This is a genomic window from Blautia sp. HA9023 (genome assembly GCF_056504095.1).
The window spans coordinates 79,084-99,167 of sequence record NZ_JBWLUR010000008.1 but is presented as its reverse complement, the minus strand read 5'-3'; the positions used below and the strand labels follow the sequence as shown (position 1 = coordinate 99,167).

The window sequence follows — 20,084 nt, the reverse complement described above, 5'->3', positions numbered from 1 at the left end:
CCTATAACATTTTCAGGTTCATCAAACCTAATTTTTCTTCTTTATCACTTACAACAATATGTATATCGCAATCTATTTCATCCTTAAAAAGCTCAATTGTTTTAACAATATAGACAACTAAGTCATTTACACTGCCTGCATCAGCCCCTCCCGTCCCAATTACAGGCATATATGTAGAAAACCCTTGAGAGCGTTCTGAAATATACTTTACTAAAGAAGCTATAGCTTTTATATAGTCTATCTTTTCGACATGGGCTCTTAATTCATTGTCAAAATATGTTAGCCCCAAGATAAAATACTGTTCATTGTTGAGACCATTTATTTCAGCAACCGATCCGACATCATATCGACGCAAGTTTCCACTTCGTTTTTCTTTTTGTTTGAGATCTGTATACTTATATCCATGCAATGACAAATTGTTTTGTATCTCATTCGAGACTGTATCTGAATCCCTATTGCCTTGCTCATATATTCGTTTAAGTGCCATACCGTGAATTTTTTTTGACCCTATTAAATCATCATCCACAATCGTGTCGAAACATCGATTCCCAGCAAAAGCAATGTTCTTCTCTTCATTTGGATCTCCGCTATTAAATAAATCCCCATATTCCACAAACAACGAATGATTTGAGTGAAGATCAAAAATTTTCACTTGTTTTCTTTGCTTCGTATAAATCGTGACCCCTATTACTATAGCAAAATAGATTACCATCAAAATAAGCACGGCTACAATTATTCGCAGAACTATATTATCAATACAATTTAACATAATATCTGTAGGTGTAACTAATGTAACAAACCCCCAAACAGAAAATAGGGCTACTGCGATTTTGTTACTTTTAGAAAATATGTAACGCCAGTTATATCTCATTGTACGAAATAATATTTTCATCGTATCTCTCCTAGAACTACTTCTCTCATTGGCCTAAATGTATCTAAGATATCGTTTCGAGGTTCTGTTTTATCATAAAAACTTGTGTAATATTTTTCTTCTTTATGCTTTGTGTAGAAATTTCCGATTTCCCAAGCACACCATTGGCGAATCTATATTTCAAATTATATCATAATTAAATCGTTTTTCATCAAAAAAATTTTATAAACTTTACGTTTCAATTTCAATAATAAGTCTGCTATCTCCTGTATTAATATCTCCACTCTTTTCTCTTATCAATATACAACATAATTAATGTAAAAATAGTTATAACATTAATTGCATCTCCCTGATGCCCCATGAATAACCAATCTGGAATAAATGTTGCAATAAAAAATAATATAATTAAACATACCAATTGAAATTTCCAAATGGTTTTCTTTTGATATTCCAAATCATATCTTAAACTATCCTTTTGTTTTTCTTCATATTGCTTTATATCATTATTCTTTTCATCTATATACTTGGAAATATCATCTTTAATCAAATAGTCATAGGTCTTGTTTTTCTGTCTTTCGCCTACTTTCCTTTTTATTTTAGAAATCCCAAAATGATTCATAACTTTTAGTATGATCATATTAGTAACATCCATCTCTAATTTAAATAGGCATAATATCAAAAATAATTCCAACGGATATTTAATAATATTATAGTTGTATTGATTTTTTACAAAATAAATTATAGATTCCGTTACTCTTTGCACACTCAAAATATCAATATAACACAAAGCCATAATAACAAACAAATCAATAACTAAAATAATAAGCCAGTTTTCCAAATTATCTAACTTTTTAGCTCTGTAACTTAATATTATTTCGGTTATTTTCAAAAAAATTATTATAGGAATACAAATAACGACACATATCGTCAAAAAAAGTTTATACAAGACTATTACAATGCTAGTGAATCGTTTTGATGTTTTCTTTTTACTATATATGTAAAAATATGAAGTGAACGACAATGTAGCCAAAAAAGCAAATGCAATTATTAAATATCTAAAAATAACTCTATCAATCACTCCCTCAGAAAAAATATTAGGTATAAAGAAATAACAGCTTAAAACAGCAAAAATCAAGGCCATCCATAACAAACCTTTTCCGCCCATATTCTTATTTTGGCTTTGATATAAATTATTTATTTTTTCATTTAATGCTTTCATCATAATCAGCCCTCCATTTCAAATAAATAATAACAAAACACTTCCTGTTTTACTAGTAAATATATTTCAACTCTCATACCTAAAAAACTCCCTAGCCATCATCTCCGCTGTAACCCTGTTATACCCATTCTTCAGATACCCCTGCACAATCGTCCCAAACATTCCCTTAACCATATCATCCTCAATATCACAATATGCCTGCATTTCCCCGGACAAAGCCATTGCCACATACTCTATCGGCTTGTTATCCAACAACCTATGCAGCTTCGCCAGAGACTGCTCTGTTGTCCTCAGAGCAGCCTCCACTTCTTCGCACTTTATCCGTAACATATTTCCATCTGTAAACCACACCTCAACATAGCCGTTATCCATGTTATAAGCATATTCCACGATATTATCCATTCGATTATCTTTCATCTCATCAAATCCATCCTTCCCATTATCTTGTCCCATAAGACCTGTCATACCGCCTTATCTGCTGCTCTGTACGCTCCTGTTCCTTTACCTTACGAATAATCGTATCAATCTGCTCTGCACCGGCATATCTCTTCACACGCTCCAGATCATCAGCCTTTTCCTGCAACAGCTCTGTCCTATCACTCATATCCTTAATCTTGCCCTTGTAAAACTCCACATCCTCTGACAATCTCTTCTTTTCTTTTCGCAATTGCAGGACTTCCTCTTTTAGCCTTACACACTGGATTGTCAGATTCTTTATCAGTGTTTCAAGCTTATTCACAAATGGCATAAACCATTTATAATTTTCTTCATAAGTCAGATGACAGATTTTCCCGCCCACCTGACAGGTATAGCGATATCCGGTTCCGCCAGCTTTTCGACTGGCACAACGTTCCGGTTTTGAAACCTTATCAATCGCATACTTCCGCAATCTTTTCTTTCTGCTTTATCTTTAACTGGGAATACTTCTTATTCGTTTGCAGTAGTCTCCCATCTATCATCTTATGGTTTTTCCGTGACATCGGTTTGACCTCTTTTCTTCTTTTTCTTCTCTCAGTACCTTATTTATAGAGGAATCTTTTTTAAGGACTCTCTTCCGGCGGCTGTGCCACCGGTAAATAGCAAGGACAGGAAGTGTATATACACTTCCGAAAAACCAACAATTTAGGGAACCCTGCCCTAAATTAAAAACTCAGAAGTCACTACTTCGAAGAACCAATGAAATGAGAATCTGCCTATGGCAAAGAGAAAAAGAAATATACAAATTTTGTTTTGTGTTTCCCCGGAAGAAAAGAAGCTGATTCGCAGAAAGATGATTGAATCAAAAACAAAAAATATGGGAGCTTACCTTCGTAAAATGGCAATCGACGGTTATATTGTCAATACAGACACTACTCCATTAAAGAAACAATACGAGGAAATGCATAAGATCGGTGTGAATATTAATCAGATTGCCAAGAAAGTAAACAGCACCGGAGATCTGTATCCGGAAGAAATGCAAGAATTGAAAGAGATGGTGAAAGAATTATGGCGTATCTTAAGATCTTCCCCATTAAAGTAACAGACAAGAAAGCTCTGGACTATATTACGAATCCTGATAAGACTGATGAAAAACTGTTGTTACACTATATTAGAATTTCGCCATGCGGTGGAGTTGACCGGCACACAGGGCGGCACCATCCGGGGTAATCTCTATGAGCTGGACTATCAGCAGCATTTCCGGCACGTCGTTGAAGCCTCCCAGCCGGTGAGCGTGAACCGGCTCTTTTATGAGCATGGAACCCGTGACATCCCGGATGGCCAGTATTTTGACGGAAGCCCTGACCGGGTGTTGGGAAATTTCCTGCGGTATGAGGCCCAGCCCCATGACCCGGCTGTGCTGCAGGAGGCTTTACGGCAGGAGCAGCACAGCCGGGGGCGGGCCGTCCCCGGCGACTTCAAAGCCCACGTTACGGCTTTGCATGACAGCCGGATTGAAACCGAGGCCCGGCGCATCGTGGATAAGCTGAAAGATCTGTCCGCGCCCAACAGCCCCAACAAGACACATTTTATGGTGGAGATCTCACCGCACTTTGACGCACTGGCTTCCACCAAGGACAATGACCGGCTCTTTGCCATGCTGCCCTATAAGTCCCTGTGCTTTACCAGCATAAAAGACCGACACGGGGTATATGCCATGATTAACAAAGATGAGCGCCGTGATGTGAGTATTCGCAAGCCCCGGCCATCTATCCGCAAGCAGCTTGCCGACAGCAAACAGGCCACCAGCCCGAAAAAGGCGGCGGCCAGAACCAAGAAAAATGAATTGGAGGTATGAGGAATGATGCACTTTACCGTGGAAGAAGAAAATTTGATCTGTATGTACCACAACGCAGACCGACGCAGGACGATAGGCAAGATCACCGCAGCCATGCCGGGTATGGACGGGGATAGGATAAAGTATTCGCCCACCTCTGCAAACGTGCGGGAGAAGCCTTGAAACTGGCGGTTATCAGCCCCGAAAGGCGTAGGTTACAGTCATTATTAGCCCCCGAAACAGGTACAGACGCGCAGCGGGTGTATCTGTTTCGGGGGTGTGCAGGTGATAGCCGCAAAGCGGCGTAAGAGGGTGCAGCCCTCTTGATCGTTATTCTTGTTCCAGCGGGAAGCTCGGCAACGCTTCCAGCAGCTTTAAGGAAATGTGCTGCCGCATATCCTCGTCAATGACTTTTTTCACTTTGCCGCCCGGCTGCCTGATCTCCACCGTGGAAAGCTCGTCGATGTAGTCCGCATAGTGGGCCAGCACCTTTTCTGTGGCCCACTTCTCACCGGCAACGGCGGCTTTGATTGTTTCATAGTCCAGCAGCTTTTCTTGTCCGTCCATCCTGATACCCCCGTCAGATTGATTTTTTCCATGATACCATATCTGGGAGTATGGAGCCAGAGAAACCGGCGATTTTCTGCTGGTAAATTCTACGCATTTAGAGCGGCACTATGGCGGGGATAGGATAAAACACTCACATACCCCGCCGACTATGCGGGAAAAACCTTGAAATATAGGGCTTTTTAAGGCCCTAAATGCGTAGGTTGGTGCTTTGTTGCGATATGCTCCACGGTTACGGTGTATTGTTCATATTCTGTTTTCGGGAATCTTTATGAAATCTTCAAAATTGCCCGGTATGCTATCCGTAAAATCAAAGAAAGGACTTGATTATATGGATATGATTTTGAAAACGACTGACCTCTGCAAAAATTTCAAGGGGCAAATGGCGGTAAACAATGTGTCACTGAACATCCGGCGCAACTCGGTTTATGGTCTGCTGGGGCCGAATGGGGCTGGCAAATCCACGATCTTAAAAATGCTCACCGGCATTTTGCGCCCCACATCGGGAAGCATCGAGTTTGACGGCCACCCGTGGAAGCGGAATGATCTGGAGCATATCGGTGCTTTGATTGAGATGCCCCCGCTTTACGAAAATCTGACTGCATACGAAAATCTCAAAGTCAGAACTACATTGCTCGGCCTGGACGATGCACGAATTAACGAGGTATTGCAAATTGTCCAGCTCACGAATACCGGCAAGAAACGGGCCGGGCAGTTTTCTCTTGGTATGAAGCAGCGGCTTGGTATTGCTATTGCATTGCTGAACAGTCCCCAGCTTTTGATTCTGGATGAACCGACTAACGGCCTTGACCCTTTAGGGATTGAGGAACTTCGAGAGTTAATTCGCTCTTTTCCCTGCAAAGGGATTACAGTTATTTTGTCCAGCCATATTCTGTCAGAAGTCCAGCAGATTGCAGATCATGTGGGTATCATTGCTGGCGGCGTCCTTGGATATGAGGGAGAGCTTCGCGCCGGTGAAGATTTGGAACAACTCTTTATGGATGTTATTCGCAGAAATGGTAAGGAGGGATATTAAATGGAGATGGCATATATTCAGGCAGAGAACCTAAAGCATAAGAGAACTTTCACAAAAACGCTGATCGTTCTGGCCCCGTTTGTAACTGCGCTTATGAACTTTTTTGCCCCTCTTTGGTTCCAGCTCAATTCTTATAATTGGTGGTATAACCTGCTTTATCCTGGATTCCTTACGCTCACCTGTGCCTTGATTGAACAGCGGGATAATGGCAAACTAAAATATCGTGCCGTTGCTTCATTGCCTGTTTCGCAGAACAAAGTCTGGAAAGCAAAAATTGGAGTGGCCGGTATTTACTCCTGTGTGGGGAATTTCATTTTCCTGGCGCTAAATCTGTTGGGCGGTTTTGCAATATTAGTTATCAACGAAATTCCCCTGACAATCGGAATTTGGCAGGCTGCGGCCGGAACAGCTTGTATTGTCATTGCAAGCCTATGGGAAGTTCCGCTGTGCTTATGGTTATCAAAAAAAGTTGGTATCTTTGTCACGGTTATTCTTAATGCCGGACTTGGAAGCGTTTTAGGGATTTTCACGGCTACAACCTCTTTGTGGATGATCTGCCCGTATAGCTGGGTGCCGCATCTTATGATTTCCGTGTTAGGTATTTTGCCTAATGGTGAGCCGGTTGCAGATCAGAGTACGGCAATGGCATTTTGGATGATTATACTTGTATTGGTCATTTCGCTGGCCTGGTTTGCGGCGCTGTCATTTTTAACTGCAAGATGGTTTGAGAAAAAGGAGGTGGGGTAACTATGGTATCTGTGGTTCGCTGCTGGAAAGCAGAATATCAGAAGTGTAAACATAGCATTTTGCTCTATATGCACAGCATGATTCCGATTATATGTGCGGCGATTTTTGCGGGTTACTATCATATATCCAGATGGGAACTGGCAACCAAAATCAGTGCCTATCTGGAAGTGCTGGCCGTTGCGTTCCCGTTTCTGATCGGCATTATTGTGGGCCTGGTTGTTCAGATCGAAAATCAGGCCGGGCATTATCAGCTTTTGTTGGGAACAATCCCATCTCGCATGGCAACGTATATTGGTAAACTTGGTTTTCTGATGATCTGTGCTTTTGGCGCAACATTTTTAGCGTTAGGAACATTCGCTGCACTATATAGGGATGCTCCGGCAAGCCTTTACCTGAAAGCAGGGATTCTATTGTTGATTACCATGCTTCCCATTTACCTGATTCATTTGTTTGTGGGAATGAGCTTCGGAAAAGGTGCATCTATGGGATTGGGAATTGCAGGGAGTTTAATAGCTGCCCTTATGATAACAGGGCTTGGTGACGCTACATGGAAATATATTCCCTGGGCCTGGGGCGTTCGTGCTATGGATTACACTGTGCTTGCATGGGATAGCCCCCAACTGTATGCACAGGTAAAAACCGATTTTTTCAGCGGTATGATTATTTCTGTATGCTGCACTGTTTGTCTGCTGATTGCCAGTTTGGTTTGGTTTCATGGTTGGGAGGGAGGTAAAAACAGTGAATAAAAAGTGCCTGTTTGCCGTGGTAATTGTGCTTGTAAGTCTTATATACTTATCGGCCTGCGGTGCGCTCCGCGATACCGCCGATAAAAATAAGGCGTTAAATGAATCTCTGCCGTATTATGAGCTGAACGCCGCAAACTATGATGAAATTTCATATAACGGCCTGACATATACCATAACGGATGAATGTCTTGAAATGTCAGAACTGCAAAAAGAAATCGGGCAGGTATCGAAACGCTTCAAAAATGTGGCGGGGGAAGATTTCAGTTTCGGCTACGTTTACAGTATTGTGGATGTGGATATAAGCAATGCCGTAGCTGTAAATATCAACAATGAATATCGGAAAGCTGACATTAAAAATAATGATGAGTAACCTCGACAATGTGGTATAATGGGGCGGGAGGCGATTTTTTGACCCACTTACTTGTAATTGACGATGAAGTTTCTATCTTGGAATTGATTAAGAACAGTTTGGGGAAAGATGGATATTTGATAACAGTCTGTCAAAATGCGGATGATGTAGACATCAAAAAGCTGCATTTCTATGACCTCATTCTTTTGGATGTGATGATGCCTGGCACAGACGGGTTTGAGTTTTGCAAACAGATCAGGAATATGGTAGACTGCCCGATTCTCTTTCTGACCGCAAAGACATTAGAGGAAGATATATTGTTTGGATTGGGCATCGGTGCGGATGATTATATTACGAAACCTTTTCGTATTCAGGAGCTTCGCGCCCGTGTCGCGGCACATTTACGCAGAGAAAAAAGGGAGCATCACAGCACACTTTCATTTGAGCCTGATATAAGATTTGACCTTTCCGCAAAGGTACTGTATGTTTCAGAACAGCCGGTTCCCCTTACCAAAAGCGAGTATTCAATCTGTGAATACCTTGCGAAAAACCGGGGACAGGTTTTTACAAAAGAACAAATCTATGAAGCCGTTTTCGGGTTTGATGGAATAGGCGATAACTCTACGATCTCAACGCATATAAAAAATATTCGTGCGAAATTGGAGCATTTCAAAATAAGTCCGATCAGCACCGTATGGGGGATAGGATATAAATGGGAGTGAAAAAGAAACCTACATTGAAAATATTGTTTCGCCAGTTTGCTATCTCCCTCATTGTCATGCTGGTAGCGGCAATTATTGTCCCTTCTGGTTTGGAGGGACTTGCTGTAAATGCTGGATTAGCTACAAGAGCAAATCTAAGTGAATTGCAGGTAAAAGAGATCATTCCAACGCTGACGATTGCCCCGGATATTACAAAGGTTGTGATTCCACAGGGATGCGGCTACTTAATTCTGGACAAGAACTTTAATGAGCTTTACAGCAATATGGACGATGATGAAAAAGAAATTGCCCTGCTGTACGCAAAGGGAGAATATATTGAATATGCTACGGGGAGGCAGTTTGCACTTGTTGTCCGGGAAAACGAATTTTGCGTTTTAAGGTATTATATTGGTTCTCAATTTACAGTGTCATGGCTACCGGAATATTTTCCATCTCCTGACACGCTTGTGTTTATCCTGATGGCTGTAAATTCGCTGCTGGTCATTATCATACTGACCGCCAGATTTGCTAAGAACCTGCGTACACAACTGACCCCGCTTTTTGAAGCAACTGCGGAGGTTTCAAAGCAAAACCTTGATTTTGAAGTAGGACACGCCAAAATCAAAGAGTTTGAAGATGTCCTTGCATCTTTTTCAGATATGAAAGATAATCTGAAAATTTCGTTAGAACGGCAATGGAAAACCGAACAGACACAGAAAGAGCAAATCGCCGCGCTTGCCCATGATTTGAAAACGCCTCTGACGGTTATTCAAGGAAATGCTGATTTACTCACAGAAACAAATCTTGATGATGAGCAACGATTATACGCTGGTTACGTCGTGGAAAGCTCCGGCCAGATGCAGTCATATATTCAAACCCTGATTGATATATCACGGGCGGCGGTTGGTTATCAGCTCCATATTGAAAGTATAGACTTGCCAGCGTTCATGCAGCACTTGTTCGGTTATATGGAATCACTATGCCGGACAAAAGAAATCCGGCTGCAAATGAATACTGTTTCACTCCCTCAAATGCTGAAATTTGATAGGGTGCTGATAGAACGTGCTATTATGAATGTTATCAGTAATGGGCTGGACTACTCCCCGCAAGGCGGAACGCTTTATGTGGATGTTCAGAGTAACAACGGTTTCGTGGAAATTTCAGTCACAGACGAAGGAACGGGGTTTTCTAAAGAGGCATTATGCCACGCACAGGAACGGTTCTATATGGGCGATCAAAGCCGCAATTCAAAGTTACACTTTGGTATGGGTCTATATATTACAAATTCGATTATGGAACAACATAATGGTCAGCTTATTTTAGAAAATTCAAAAGAAACCGGCGGCGCAAAGGTTACTATGAAATTTCCTTGCTGATTTTCCGATAGTGTAATGGACGTCTTTTATGTCCGTCCATTTTTCAAATCTTTATGGAATCTTCAAAAATTCCTCTTATCATGTATCTAAAGAAAAAACATCTGCCCAGCGGCAGAAAAGAAAAAAACCGCTGCCGGGCAGACCTATTTTCACGCTTAATTTATATTCACTGGTGGCGGTTTTGAGAAATCAAGGCCGCTGCTTTCTTTCTGTCATTCCCAGCAGTTAAAGGCATGGCGGCCCACGGGAGGACGCCGCCATGCTGTTTTAGACGGATACAGATGTGAATAAGTATTCAATGTAGTTTCCACCTTTTCATGTCCAAGGCGTTCTGCAATCTCCAACGGAGCCACCCCCATATCAACCAGCATACTGGCATGGGAATGGCGGAGATCATGCAAACGAATCCTTTTTACACCTGATTTTTCAATTCCAGCCGCCATACAATGCTCCATATGGGATTTTGTAAAGTGAAACAAACGCTCATTTTTCATAATTCCGTACAGATGGCTACAATACTCTCGAAACTCATCCGCCAGGAAATCTGGCATGGTTATAATCCGGATACTTTTCGGTGTTTTCGGCTGTGTTATCACATCTTTTCCTTTTAATCGCTGATAAGATTTCGTAATGGAGATGGCCTTCTCCTCAAGATTGATGTCGTCATAAGTAAGGGCAAGCAATTCACCGATACGCATTCCGCTCCAGTACAACAGAAGAAACGCCATTCTTGTCTCCGGTTTATCACTTACTGTCTCCAGAAAATCATTGAACTCTTCCTGCATCCAAAAGTCCTTCGGTTCTCCTTTGCTCTTGCCTATCGCTCCTGCCTTCCTGCAGGGATTATCCTGCAGATTATAATATCGGATAGCATAGTTGAAGATTGCAGTCAGCTGACAGTTGATTGTTTTCAAATACGTCTGCGAATAGCCTTTTCCATTCTTATCCTTATACATCAACAACTCATTTTGCCATGCACGTACATCTGCCACCGTAATCTCACTAAGAATCTTTTTCTCAAAATATGGTCTGATCTTCAAGTCAATGATGTAACGCTTTGTATACATGGTGTGTTCACGAAGTCTGACATCCATATCCTTATAGTAGATTTCCAGAAAGTTCCCGAATTCGATATCTACACCCTGACTCTGTTGCTGAAGAAAGTCTCGCTCCCACTCTTTTGCCTCGCCTTTGGTCCGGAATCCACGTTTTTGTTTTCTCTTTTGGTTACCTTGCCAGTCTTTATAATAGACCTGTACTTTCCAGTTCTTTCCTTCTTTGTAAACACCCATTGTTAATCCTCAACCTTCATTCCGTAAATCTTTTCTGCCAAAAATTTGGTAGAGATTTTTCCAGCTACTACAATATAGCCTTTTGCTTTCAACTCCTTGTTGTACTCCCGCATCAAATTGTAGGCATACGCTTTAGAAACACCAAGAATTACACACACATCATCCACATCCATATACATTTTTTCCTGCACTATACTCATATCGCTTTATCCTCCTTCAAATACTGCTCAACGTGTTCCAGACCATAGATCTTGTCCTCTACATAACGGGTTGGTACCTGACCGAGAATTACATAATAGTTCTTACTTGCCAGATCGGCGTTCATTCTTTCCACCACCCGGTAAGCAAAAGAAACTGATAACTCAAAGAGTTCGGCAATGTCTTCCACTGATAAATACATTTTTCTTTTACGCATGAAACCATTCCTTTCCTTCTTCCTGAGGAATCTCACAAGTATCTTCTACTCCATAGAAACGCTTCACAAAATACTTTGTCGGAACTTTTCCTCTAAGCGTCAAATATCCCTGTTCTTCCAGCTCCTTATTCAGATTGAATATTACGGTGCGGCAGAGCCGCCAGTCCGGTGTGGCGAGAGCCACCTGTCCGGACTAACGGAGCCACCCCATTTTGTTTATTAAGTTACTTTGCCATTGCTGGATCCAGTCCATATACTTCTCTCATAGAGAGGTCTTTAGATGGGTCAACACTTTCAATATCGATCTTATAGGAATCATACGATATACGATCCATGATGGCATCGGCAAGAGTACTTTCACCATCACAGATTTGCTGGTACCATTCACTTTCACGGAACTGAGAACAAAAGATCGTTGAAGATTTTTTTCGTCGTTTATGTATCAGTTCAAAAAGATTCCTGGCTTCAGCTTCTGTCAGTTTAAGAAGCAGCCACTCATCAATGATCAGTACTATTGGCTTGGTGTATTTCTTCAGGACAGTTGAGAAAGTTCCATTGTCCCTGGCAGCCTGTAAGTCCAATAATAGATCAGGAAGCCGTACATACCGTACTGAGTAATAGTGCTTGCATGCTTCCATGCCAAAGGCACAGGCCATATAAGTTTTACCACTTCCGGTTGCTCCAGTAATAAAGATGTTTCGGTATTCTGTAATGTATTCACAGGTTGCCAGACGGTTGATCAGTGCTTTGTTCAGCTTTCGTCCAGAATGGTAATCAATCGCTGCGATGCTGGCATCTGGCTGTTCAAACTCAGCCTGGCGGATCAGCCTTTTCAGACGATTGTTTTTGCGGTTGCTGTATTCGACATCAACAAGCATGCCGAACCGATCTTCGAATGGAACTTCCTTCATTGCAGGATCATCCATCTGGATGCGGAATGCATCTGCCATAGCAGTCAGACGCATTTCAATAAGTTTATCGATTGTACTTTGATTTGTCATGATTTTTTACCTCCATAGTATCTGGCTCCTCTGGTTATGCCATGTGGTTTTACTGCTTGAAATGATTCTGATTCGGTATCAGGTGCATCCTTTGTTGCAGCCAATAGATTTTTGATACTTTTATAGCTGGGTTTACCGGAATAAGAGAGCGCCTTAGCGCAGACCTGTTCCAGTTTTTCTGGCGAATATTTTTCTGCCAGTTTCAGTAATCCCATGCAGCTTCTGTAGGATTGCTGTTCAATCCTGCCGGAGGTAAGTATTGCATCGACAACCTTACTTGTGTTAATTCCAATCGAATCAGCCCACTTACGGAATCGGTCACCGTTCCATTCCAGATATTTCTGGTGTTCCTGCGGCATATGTTCTGTCACTGTAGAATACTGACCGCTTCGTCCATAGAGTCGTCTGTGAGAGGCAATACGATTGTGATTATAAAATATTTCAACCGTTGTATCTGTTATACGCACATCAACCTTATTTTTGATATACTGATAAGGCACGGAGTAGAACATTCTGTCTACTGCGATGTGATAGTTAAACTGGACGGTGGCTTGTTTCCACTCAGCCAGTTCAAAAGGTGTAGCAGGCAACGGAGCCAGTAATGGCATTTCTTCCCCAAGAAATAAACTGAGTCTGCTACATTCCTTTTTCTGGAATTTACGGGCGTTGTAGGCATCCAGTTTTTCACGGATTGAAGCATTCAATTCTGCAAGAGAGAAAAACTGTTCATTGCGAAGGGCTGCTGTTATCCATGTGGATATCTTTCCTACCGATCCCTCTACATTCGGTTTATCTTTGGGTTTCCGGACTCTGGCCGGAAGGATGGCAAGATTGTAATGTTCTGCCATCTCATGATAAGTTGTGTTTAAGGCAGTGTTGTACCAGTCACTCTTTTTATGATTCACTGCGGTTGTGCAGTTATCAGAAACGAGCATAGGTGTGACACCGCCAAAGAAATCAAACATCTGGACATGAGCTTTGATCCAGTTGTCGGTTTTCTCATTCATATATGCTTTTACAAAAGCATACTGACTGTAAGTTAATACACCTACAAATATCCATGCATTTGTGATTTCTCCGGTGTCCGGATCAATGATGTGAGCAGGGTCACCGGCCCAGTCAACTTCAATCTGTTCACCTGGTTTTCTAGGGATATGCATGGTAGCCCTGCGTTTTTCTTCATCCTTCTGGATGTAGTAGCAGAACTGAGAATACATTAGAGGCTCTTCGCTGCTCATGCGGCACTCCTCACAGTATTCTACCCAGAGAAGTTTTTTGTTTACGCCGTTCCGCAGAAGTTCTTTGCGGATGTAGTCAAAGTTTGGCATACGTTTATTCGTTGCCGACTTATCTTTAGGAAACATCAGCTCCTCTAGCGCACTGTCGGTCATGTCAAAATCCAGCGGCCATGAAAGATTGATTTCCGCTGCTTTTTTCAAAACCTTGGCGACTGTGTTTCTGGATACACCGCAACTTTGTGCGATGTTCCTCTCACTGAATCCTAAGCTTTTCAAGCGTAGGATTTCACGATACTTGGTCATAATTTACGACCTCCTTTATCTGTATTCACACCAAAGGTGTGTATTTACAGTATAAAGGAAATATATGTAATAGAGTCCAATAAGGTGGCTCTGAATTACCGGAATATATGGCTCCCATTCTCCGGCATGGTGGCTCTCAAAGTCCGGACAGGTGGCTCTGAGAGTCCCGGAATAATCACAGATTGCCAATGATCTCATAAGCCGATGTCTGTTTTACCTCCAGAAGTTCACAAATATCGGCTGCCTTTAAAAATAATTTGTTCTGCATAATCAGTACCTCCTGTGTCTTGAATATTTATCTCTTCATATACTCTGTACTGGCAGATACAAAATCGGACATCATTTTCCGAAATTTTGCAAATTATTTTAATTTCACAGTTTCCATATCTGTTATCGCTGAACCATGGAGTTAATATCATTGAAAAAGGGTATAAAAAAACAGTCTGCCCTGACGGAAAATATTTCCATCAAAACAAACTGTTCTTCATATTCACACTAATTATATTTTCTGAGCATAGTTACTTTTGCGAAAATCTCAGATAACTCCGGAAAGAAAACAAAGAAAAAAAAGATTTTTTAACTCCATTTGCACTCCACCGGAACATCCAGACAGCCCGCAAAGCCTTTATTTATGGGCTTTTTCGCAATTTAGTCCGCTACTCAAACTCGGCTCCGTCGTATCAAAACTTAACGGAATTAATTAAGGTTTTACTTGCAATATGCCTTGTTTTTATTTCTATTGCATAATTTCCATTGGCTTTCTGATAAACTGTTGCCAGAGTGTTGCCATGAAGTTATTATAGCAAAGGATCATAGAAAAGCAAAGACATCTTTTCTTCATACCTTTAATGCGTTTGATATACTTACCGCTTCCTACACATATTCCATAATACATCTTTTTGCTTTTACAGATTCTCTTTTCTTTTTATAATTATTTTTTCACCCGAAGAAAAATATACCCGGGGATATTCATTTCCAAATCCGTGTCCTGCTGCCGAATATGCTATATATCCCTCATCAACCAACGAAATATCATTCAACTCAAGCGAAATAACAGAACTATAATTAGAATAATTCATCTTGCTAATATTCAACAAATATTCTTTAATTTTTATACCCTTATTGTAATAAAGCAACTTACAAATACCATCCATGCCAACCTGAAAATCTGTTATCTGAATTTGTTTTATATTTTGATCACTATGAAGTGATTTCACAAAAATATTAGAGATGGGAATGATATCTCTTAACATATGGGTAATAATCGCTGCATCTTTATATGTCAGTTCATCTGGTTTACTACATGCAATTATCTTCTTACTATATTCATCATATAACAATTGACTTACAAACTCATTAGAAAGAAGTTCATATTCTTCCCTGTTCAATATTTTACGCTGTAACTCCAAATACTCAATACACTTCTGAATAGAAATCCTTTTTCCCATTTCTTCAAAAGTGGCTTCTTCCATTAATTTATGTATTGGCTCTAATGTTATTACATTGTCATAATCTTCTTTGTTCAAATAAATTTGAACCTCTCCACGCTGATATTGTCCGCGAAAACCGATATTATCCCCTTTCAATGTCATCCAAAGCACCTTAGAGAATAAGTATACATCAGAAGGTTTAAAATCTAAATCCAGGTCCGTTTGTACTCTCTCTAATTCTGGGGGCATTATTTTATATGGTCCTACTCTTTCATTTAATCCCGTAAGTCTTTCCTCTCCTATACCCCAACACAATCCAAAATCAGACAAAACCAATTTCCCATTTAAAACTAAAATGTTTTCCGGTTTAATATCTCTATGCGCCTTGTCCCTTTCATGTATACTTTGTATAATTCGTGCAAGTTGTAACATTTCTAATATTTTAGAATATATATTACGTTTCCGATTAAGTTTGTATGGTTTAGCCTTAGGCATTAAATACCATGCTTCATCCTTAGTTTGAGGTACAACATGAGGACACTGTTTATCAATAACCTCCATAATCCCCTCAATACCTTTTAACGCGTTTAACGCGATTATCTCATTTTTAAACCTATTATAACGTTTTTCTTTATCTACCCCACCATACTCAAAAAATTTTGCTACTATAGGAAACTCGAACCCTTCATCCCCTTCAAATTCCACATCATATACCGCTCCATTACCACCACTTCCAATATTTCTTTCACTTCTAAAAAAGCTATACAACTCCCCTTTATACTTTTTTCTACCATTCATCTTCTGCACGCTTTCTTTCAAAATCCGCTTCACGTTTGTAAATGTCACTTAAAGTAAAATAAATTTCTGCAGTTCTTGGATATTGCTCTTGCAATCCTTCAGCATTCTTTTTGTACCTATGATGCAAAATCAATTCTGATTTTCCTGCATCAACAGTATGAACACCTCGTTTGTTTTCTTCTGCTACTACATAGGAAGTCTTCAATGAGTCAGAATGATATTCTTCAATAATCTTTCGTACAGCTTCACATGGACTATAGCCATCTTCACCAATTGGCGAATATGCCAGTAATCGTCCTACCAAATTTCCAAATAACCTCTCTTGCTTTTGACTGACCAACAATTCTTTAAACTTTTCTATCCAGTTTTTCAGATTTTCATATGATACTTTCCCATCTTTCTCTGTCGGGCAAAACTTTGCTTTGTCAAATCCCGAATACATTTTGTTTGCTAATTCTCTCTTTTTCTTATCGCTAGGATCATCATCATCCGCTTTATAAATAATTCTAACCAATTGAGCATAGAACGTCGGATCATTCTTCATAATTTTTTGCATGCATTTCATTTGTTCCCATTCAAGCACATTTCTGCACATCCATTCTAATGTTGCTAATTCAGCACATTTTTCATCATCCATAATGAAAGCTTCTTGTAGTTCTTTCAAAATCTCCTCAAGGTAATAATCTGTCATAGAACTAGCCACATCGCCCTTCAAATTGGAGATTGCAAATATAGCATTATATAATTCCTGAAATGATATTTTATCCCTTATATCATACAATAATTCTAAATACGTATGGAGTGAACCATATTTTTTACATTCATCCAACGCCCACATAAATACTTTATGCTCTGCTTTATCCGATATCCTTAGTCTTATATTTCTGCTCCAATACATTTTCTTTATTTCTTCATCTTCTTTAGCAATAAGTGCGTTGTCATCATCCTCTATAAATTCTAAGGTAATTAAATTCATTAAAAGATTTTTATTATTGGATAGTTTTTTAACCATTCCTATAACTTCATTTAAATCTACTGATCCATTTCTATGTAGATATCTTACATAGTCATATACATCTTTCCCTTCTTCATCTAATTCCATAAGTAAAATGAATAATTTCTCATCAAACAATCCATCACAATAAAACTGTGCTAGAACTTCGCCCAATATGCTATGTTCTTCTTTCACAGCTAATTTGATCAACTTTTCCAGAGAATACTTCTTTTCTTTAAACTCTTTGAATCTTGTTTTTATCTCTTCCTCTCTTAATATATGATTCTTCTCACGCAAATCCTTACATTCTTCTCGACTAAAAGGCACTGGATGTAATAGAGGAAACTCATATACAGGTGAAAAAATATATAAATATTCATAGACTTTATCAGACAACACAATTTCATTCATTGTGCTTTCATATTTACACAACATCTCTTCGGATATGCTCCAATCAGCATCGTGATAATACCTATGTCTATAGATCTCGTACCTCATTTCATTTTTTATTTTAATTTTCTCCTCATCACACATTTCTCTGCAATTGAGAATCAATTTTTTAAACACTTCATTTTGAATCGTCACATCATACGACTTTATATGCTGAATTATTTTATTCCATTTTTCTGCATCCGTACATGCTGAATCAACACACATCATTAAATATTCGATATACGTTTTATTTACTTCGTGAACGTATAGTTCCTCGTGCTCATCTATCTTTCTATATTTAGGTGTGTTCAACGTTGAACATATCGAGTTTGTCCCTTGTGGCAATTTAGACGCAATAACATCCCATGCATTTGGATAATTCTCAATTGCCTTTCTTGCCAACTCAATTTTTTTATCAACAGACAATGCACTTTCATTTATCCACGCACAAAATACTACATCCAAGACTCCTTTAGGACTATTGCTTATGCTATACTTCAAGTTATATGAATCTACTTTCCATAACCACTCCAATGCCCGTACAACATATTTCTTTTGCTGAACTAGTTGCTCTACTGCCCACAAAACATTAGTATAATAATGTCTGCTTGTCATAAAGTCCCCGTCATTTGCTTCAAACAACTCCAGCAATCCCTGTGGCTGTTTCAATTCATCTTCCAACTTTCTTAAAACGCTCTCAGGCGAAGCTTCGCATAAATCTGTTAAATATTGCGAAATATATCCCCATCTTTCTTTACTTGTAATAGTATCAAGTACTCTTGATACTATATTGTCAATTTGCTTCTGATTCTCTTCATGACCTCTATAGTACGCACGCATTATAAGAGTTCGAATCATCCCCTTTTTTAAGCTTGGTGACCACTCTGGTTTTTCTGCATAAATACTTGCCTCAAAATGTTTTTCAAAAGGGTAATCAAAAATAGGCTCTGATTCAATCAAAACCTCATAGAATAATAATATAAATTTACTCCATAACTCATCAGTAATATAAATATCTAGTTCTTCCCATGCATCCTCTACACTAGCAAGCTGCAAATTGCTCCCTCTATAACTGGTATTAGTTACAACGAATGGATTTTCTCTATGCAAGTATGTCTCCAGTTCCTTCTTACATTCAATATATGTCTTGCCAGATAATTCTTCAAAAACTAACACATCTCCTGTTGCTTCAGTCCACTCACCACACAGTAATGCAGTCATAACTACATCAGAATGCCCCTCTACCCAGTCTGGTTTACTATACATTGCTCCATTAAAAAGTTTTTTCTTTAATGGCACATATAAACCATGGGTGTTATCTACGATGTTATATGCTTCATTGTAATCTATCCCAATCTCTTCCAACGCATTTATAATGTTTCTTTTTGTTCTTTTTCTTAATACCACTTTATCTCTCGTATAGCATGGTTCATCTTCACCGTATACAAAAATATTAGTATTATTTGGAATGGCCACAATTTTCTCCGCATAAAAAAATGGGACCAATATATTACCCGATACATTTGCTTTTTGTAATTTATTCCATTCTTCTTCCGACTTAATTATAAGAGTAACTCTATCTGAATTCTTCTGTCTTAATTCATTTAAAAGTCGATAGGTTGTCTCCTCTCTAGATTTCCCAACAACATATATCCTCTCATCATTTATAACACTTTGAAATCTTGATTCGAATTGTTCATCATCAAGTTTAAAAAAATCTAACCCCATCCCTTTATACTTTGACTCTCTTCTAATCTGGATATCAATGTCAGTAATTGAATAGGATAACACTTTTTCTTCTTTTAAATCTGCTATTTGATTTAATACCAACTCTAATTTTGATTCTAACGCAAAAAAATATTTTTCTATCTCCTTTTTCAAATCTCCCAAAAAAATTTCCAATGTCTTATCTGGATCATTTTCTTCTAAATAGTTTATAATAACTTGAATAAAATGATGAATATATGTTTCCGCTTCCATTGCCGGAATTTCATAACGAACCATCAAATCATATAATTCTCTATGCAATAGCTGAGGAAATTCATATCCTCTCTTATCTTTTAATTTTTTCGCCATTTGCTTCAAATTATCTTTTGAAAATACCAAAAACAGATCCTGTTCAAACATGGTTAACGTATCAGGATTATTTACACAAAAAGAACCAGTACTAACAAACAATTCTTGCCATTTATAATTTTCCTTCACATCTTCTATTTTTGTCTTGACACCATCTAATAATAAATCAATTGTTGTATCTTTCAATTTTTCATTCATAGTCTAAATTCCTTTCTCAACTATTTACATATATCAAAATA

The 20,084-nt window shown here is 39.1% G+C and carries 21 protein-coding genes and 1 pseudogene; 10 read left to right on the top strand and 12 right to left on the bottom strand.

What is annotated here, in order from left to right; genetic code table 11:
• Window position 1: 1 nt before the first annotated feature.
• From AC04Q6_RS10420 to AC04Q6_RS10405, 4 genes are all read right to left on the bottom strand, one after another.
• On the bottom strand, window positions 2-892 hold the full coding sequence (locus AC04Q6_RS10420; protein WP_118071899.1) for a macro domain-containing protein: 891 nt from the start codon (window positions 890-892) through the stop codon (window positions 2-4).
• Window positions 893-1,142: 250 nt separating this feature from the next.
• A complete protein-coding gene (locus tag AC04Q6_RS10415) occupies window positions 1,143-2,093 on the bottom strand; it encodes a hypothetical protein (RefSeq protein WP_118071898.1) in 951 nt (316 codons plus the stop codon).
• 63 nt (window positions 2,094-2,156) lie between these two features.
• Window positions 2,157-2,543 carry a DUF6061 family protein gene (locus tag AC04Q6_RS10410; protein ID WP_242997141.1) on the bottom strand — a complete coding sequence of 129 codons (387 nt, stop codon included), beginning with the start codon at window positions 2,541-2,543 and terminating at the stop codon, window positions 2,157-2,159.
• The gene (locus AC04Q6_RS10405; protein ID WP_118071897.1) at window positions 2,530-2,979 is read right to left on the bottom strand and encodes a hypothetical protein; all 450 of its coding nucleotides are present in this window, start codon (window positions 2,977-2,979) and stop codon (window positions 2,530-2,532) included. Before AC04Q6_RS10405 ends, AC04Q6_RS10410 begins: the two co-directional genes overlap by 14 nt.
• A 306-nt stretch (window positions 2,980-3,285) precedes the next feature.
• Between AC04Q6_RS10405 and AC04Q6_RS10400 the strand changes: the two genes are divergently transcribed.
• The 4 genes and pseudogenes from AC04Q6_RS10400 (at window position 3,286) to AC04Q6_RS10385 (ending at window position 4,527) form a co-directional block, all read left to right on the top strand.
• The gene (locus AC04Q6_RS10400; RefSeq protein WP_055180592.1) at window positions 3,286-3,609 is read left to right on the top strand and encodes a MobC family plasmid mobilization relaxosome protein; all 324 of its coding nucleotides are present in this window, start codon (window positions 3,286-3,288) and stop codon (window positions 3,607-3,609) included.
• Window positions 3,576-3,671 (top strand): annotated as a pseudogene (locus AC04Q6_RS10395) (relaxase/mobilization nuclease domain-containing protein); the annotation flags it as partial. The gene AC04Q6_RS10400 and the pseudogene AC04Q6_RS10395, both read left to right, overlap by 34 nt.
• Window positions 3,655-4,365, top strand: a complete 711-nt coding sequence (locus AC04Q6_RS10390) for a hypothetical protein (RefSeq protein WP_442863158.1) — start codon at window positions 3,655-3,657, stop codon at window positions 4,363-4,365. The pseudogene AC04Q6_RS10395 and the gene AC04Q6_RS10390, both read left to right, overlap by 17 nt.
• A gap of 3 nt (window positions 4,366-4,368) precedes the next feature.
• Entirely contained in the window at window positions 4,369-4,527 is a 159-nt protein-coding gene (locus AC04Q6_RS10385) for a transposon-transfer assisting family protein (RefSeq protein ID WP_110102918.1), read from the top strand.
• A gap of 147 nt (window positions 4,528-4,674) precedes the next feature.
• On the opposite strand, the gene AC04Q6_RS10380 is transcribed toward AC04Q6_RS10385, so the two are convergent.
• On the bottom strand, window positions 4,675-4,911 hold the full coding sequence (locus AC04Q6_RS10380; RefSeq protein ID WP_118064609.1) for a helix-turn-helix domain-containing protein: 237 nt from the start codon (window positions 4,909-4,911) through the stop codon (window positions 4,675-4,677).
• 331 nt (window positions 4,912-5,242) lie between these two features.
• On the opposite strand from AC04Q6_RS10380, the gene AC04Q6_RS10375 reads away from it, so the two are divergent.
• From AC04Q6_RS10375 to AC04Q6_RS10350, 6 genes are read left to right on the top strand one after another with little or no spacing between them, the layout of a single operon-like run.
• On the top strand, window positions 5,243-5,947 hold the full coding sequence (locus AC04Q6_RS10375) for a lantibiotic protection ABC transporter ATP-binding protein (RefSeq protein WP_025580190.1): 705 nt from the start codon (window positions 5,243-5,245) through the stop codon (window positions 5,945-5,947).
• Window positions 5,948-6,694: a lantibiotic immunity ABC transporter MutE/EpiE family permease subunit gene (locus tag AC04Q6_RS10370; protein ID WP_025580191.1), complete on the top strand. Its 747-nt coding sequence runs from the start codon at window positions 5,948-5,950 to the stop codon at window positions 6,692-6,694.
• A 2-nt stretch (window positions 6,695-6,696) separates the two neighbouring features.
• On the top strand, window positions 6,697-7,440 hold the full coding sequence (locus tag AC04Q6_RS10365; protein WP_025580193.1) for a lantibiotic immunity ABC transporter MutG family permease subunit: 744 nt from the start codon (window positions 6,697-6,699) through the stop codon (window positions 7,438-7,440).
• Window positions 7,433-7,810, top strand: coding sequence for a NisI/SpaI family lantibiotic immunity lipoprotein (locus tag AC04Q6_RS10360; protein ID WP_476389679.1), 378 nt, complete (start codon window positions 7,433-7,435; stop codon window positions 7,808-7,810). Before AC04Q6_RS10365 ends, AC04Q6_RS10360 begins: the two co-directional genes overlap by 8 nt.
• 38 nt (window positions 7,811-7,848) lie before the next feature.
• Complete coding sequence (locus tag AC04Q6_RS10355) at window positions 7,849-8,511, top strand: response regulator transcription factor (RefSeq protein ID WP_349048519.1); 663 nt, start codon at window positions 7,849-7,851, stop codon at window positions 8,509-8,511.
• Window positions 8,502-9,866: an ATP-binding protein gene (locus AC04Q6_RS10350; RefSeq protein ID WP_476389678.1), complete on the top strand. Its 1,365-nt coding sequence runs from the start codon at window positions 8,502-8,504 to the stop codon at window positions 9,864-9,866. The genes AC04Q6_RS10355 and AC04Q6_RS10350 overlap by 10 nt, the downstream gene beginning before the upstream one ends.
• A gap of 212 nt (window positions 9,867-10,078) precedes the next feature.
• Here AC04Q6_RS10350 and AC04Q6_RS10345 read toward each other — a convergent pair whose 3' ends face one another.
• The 7 genes from AC04Q6_RS10345 to AC04Q6_RS10315 form a co-directional block, all read right to left on the bottom strand.
• Window positions 10,079-11,158, bottom strand: coding sequence for a tyrosine-type recombinase/integrase (locus tag AC04Q6_RS10345; RefSeq protein WP_476389677.1), 1,080 nt, complete (start codon window positions 11,156-11,158; stop codon window positions 10,079-10,081).
• Window positions 11,159-11,160: 2 nt separating this feature from the next.
• Complete coding sequence (locus AC04Q6_RS10340; RefSeq protein ID WP_476389676.1) at window positions 11,161-11,358, bottom strand: DNA-binding protein; 198 nt, start codon at window positions 11,356-11,358, stop codon at window positions 11,161-11,163.
• Window positions 11,355-11,483 carry a hypothetical protein gene (locus AC04Q6_RS10335; RefSeq protein ID WP_278278452.1) on the bottom strand — a complete coding sequence of 43 codons (129 nt, stop codon included), beginning with the start codon at window positions 11,481-11,483 and terminating at the stop codon, window positions 11,355-11,357. Before AC04Q6_RS10335 ends, AC04Q6_RS10340 begins: the two co-directional genes overlap by 4 nt.
• A gap of 314 nt (window positions 11,484-11,797) precedes the next feature.
• The gene (gene istB, locus AC04Q6_RS10330; protein ID WP_055057938.1) at window positions 11,798-12,574 is read right to left on the bottom strand and encodes an IS21-like element helper ATPase IstB; all 777 of its coding nucleotides are present in this window, start codon (window positions 12,572-12,574) and stop codon (window positions 11,798-11,800) included.
• Complete coding sequence (gene istA, locus AC04Q6_RS10325) at window positions 12,571-14,115, bottom strand: IS21 family transposase (protein WP_118071978.1); 1,545 nt, start codon at window positions 14,113-14,115, stop codon at window positions 12,571-12,573. The genes istB and istA overlap by 4 nt, the downstream gene beginning before the upstream one ends.
• 905 nt (window positions 14,116-15,020) lie before the next feature.
• Window positions 15,021-16,343, bottom strand: coding sequence for a protein kinase domain-containing protein (locus AC04Q6_RS10320; protein WP_216458452.1), 1,323 nt, complete (start codon window positions 16,341-16,343; stop codon window positions 15,021-15,023).
• On the bottom strand, window positions 16,333-20,043 hold the full coding sequence (locus AC04Q6_RS10315) for a hypothetical protein (RefSeq protein ID WP_476389675.1): 3,711 nt from the start codon (window positions 20,041-20,043) through the stop codon (window positions 16,333-16,335). The genes AC04Q6_RS10320 and AC04Q6_RS10315 overlap by 11 nt, the downstream gene beginning before the upstream one ends.
• Between the last annotated feature and the right edge of the window lie 41 nt (window positions 20,044-20,084).

What these genes read in the sequence shown, in the direction of transcription:
- AC04Q6_RS10420 (WP_118071899.1), bottom strand. Translation starts at nt 892, where the DNA reads ATGAAAATATTATTTCGTACAATGAGATATAACTGGCGTTACATATTT.
- AC04Q6_RS10415 (WP_118071898.1), bottom strand. Translation starts at nt 2,093, where the DNA reads ATGATGAAAGCATTAAATGAAAAAATAAATAATTTATATCAAAGCCAA.
- AC04Q6_RS10410 (WP_242997141.1), bottom strand. Translation starts at nt 2,543, where the DNA reads ATGGGACAAGATAATGGGAAGGATGGATTTGATGAGATGAAAGATAAT.
- AC04Q6_RS10400 (WP_055180592.1), top strand. Translation starts at nt 3,286, where the DNA reads ATGGCAAAGAGAAAAAGAAATATACAAATTTTGTTTTGTGTTTCCCCG.
- AC04Q6_RS10390 (WP_442863158.1), top strand. Translation starts at nt 3,655, where the DNA reads ATGAAAAACTGTTGTTACACTATATTAGAATTTCGCCATGCGGTGGAG.
- AC04Q6_RS10385 (WP_110102918.1), top strand. Translation starts at nt 4,369, where the DNA reads ATGATGCACTTTACCGTGGAAGAAGAAAATTTGATCTGTATGTACCAC.
- AC04Q6_RS10380 (WP_118064609.1), bottom strand. Translation starts at nt 4,911, where the DNA reads ATGGACGGACAAGAAAAGCTGCTGGACTATGAAACAATCAAAGCCGCC.
- AC04Q6_RS10375 (WP_025580190.1), top strand. Translation starts at nt 5,243, where the DNA reads ATGGATATGATTTTGAAAACGACTGACCTCTGCAAAAATTTCAAGGGG.
- AC04Q6_RS10370 (WP_025580191.1), top strand. Translation starts at nt 5,948, where the DNA reads ATGGAGATGGCATATATTCAGGCAGAGAACCTAAAGCATAAGAGAACT.
- AC04Q6_RS10365 (WP_025580193.1), top strand. Translation starts at nt 6,697, where the DNA reads ATGGTATCTGTGGTTCGCTGCTGGAAAGCAGAATATCAGAAGTGTAAA.
- AC04Q6_RS10350 (WP_476389678.1), top strand. Translation starts at nt 8,502, where the DNA reads ATGGGAGTGAAAAAGAAACCTACATTGAAAATATTGTTTCGCCAGTTT.
- AC04Q6_RS10345 (WP_476389677.1), bottom strand. Translation starts at nt 11,158, where the DNA reads ATGGGTGTTTACAAAGAAGGAAAGAACTGGAAAGTACAGGTCTATTAT.
- AC04Q6_RS10340 (WP_476389676.1), bottom strand. Translation starts at nt 11,358, where the DNA reads ATGAGTATAGTGCAGGAAAAAATGTATATGGATGTGGATGATGTGTGT.
- AC04Q6_RS10335 (WP_278278452.1), bottom strand. Translation starts at nt 11,483, where the DNA reads ATGAACGCCGATCTGGCAAGTAAGAACTATTATGTAATTCTCGGTCAG.
- istB (WP_055057938.1), bottom strand. Translation starts at nt 12,574, where the DNA reads ATGACAAATCAAAGTACAATCGATAAACTTATTGAAATGCGTCTGACT.
- istA (WP_118071978.1), bottom strand. Translation starts at nt 14,115, where the DNA reads ATGACCAAGTATCGTGAAATCCTACGCTTGAAAAGCTTAGGATTCAGT.
- AC04Q6_RS10320 (WP_216458452.1), bottom strand. Translation starts at nt 16,343, where the DNA reads ATGAATGGTAGAAAAAAGTATAAAGGGGAGTTGTATAGCTTTTTTAGA.
- AC04Q6_RS10315 (WP_476389675.1), bottom strand. Translation starts at nt 20,043, where the DNA reads ATGAATGAAAAATTGAAAGATACAACAATTGATTTATTATTAGATGGT.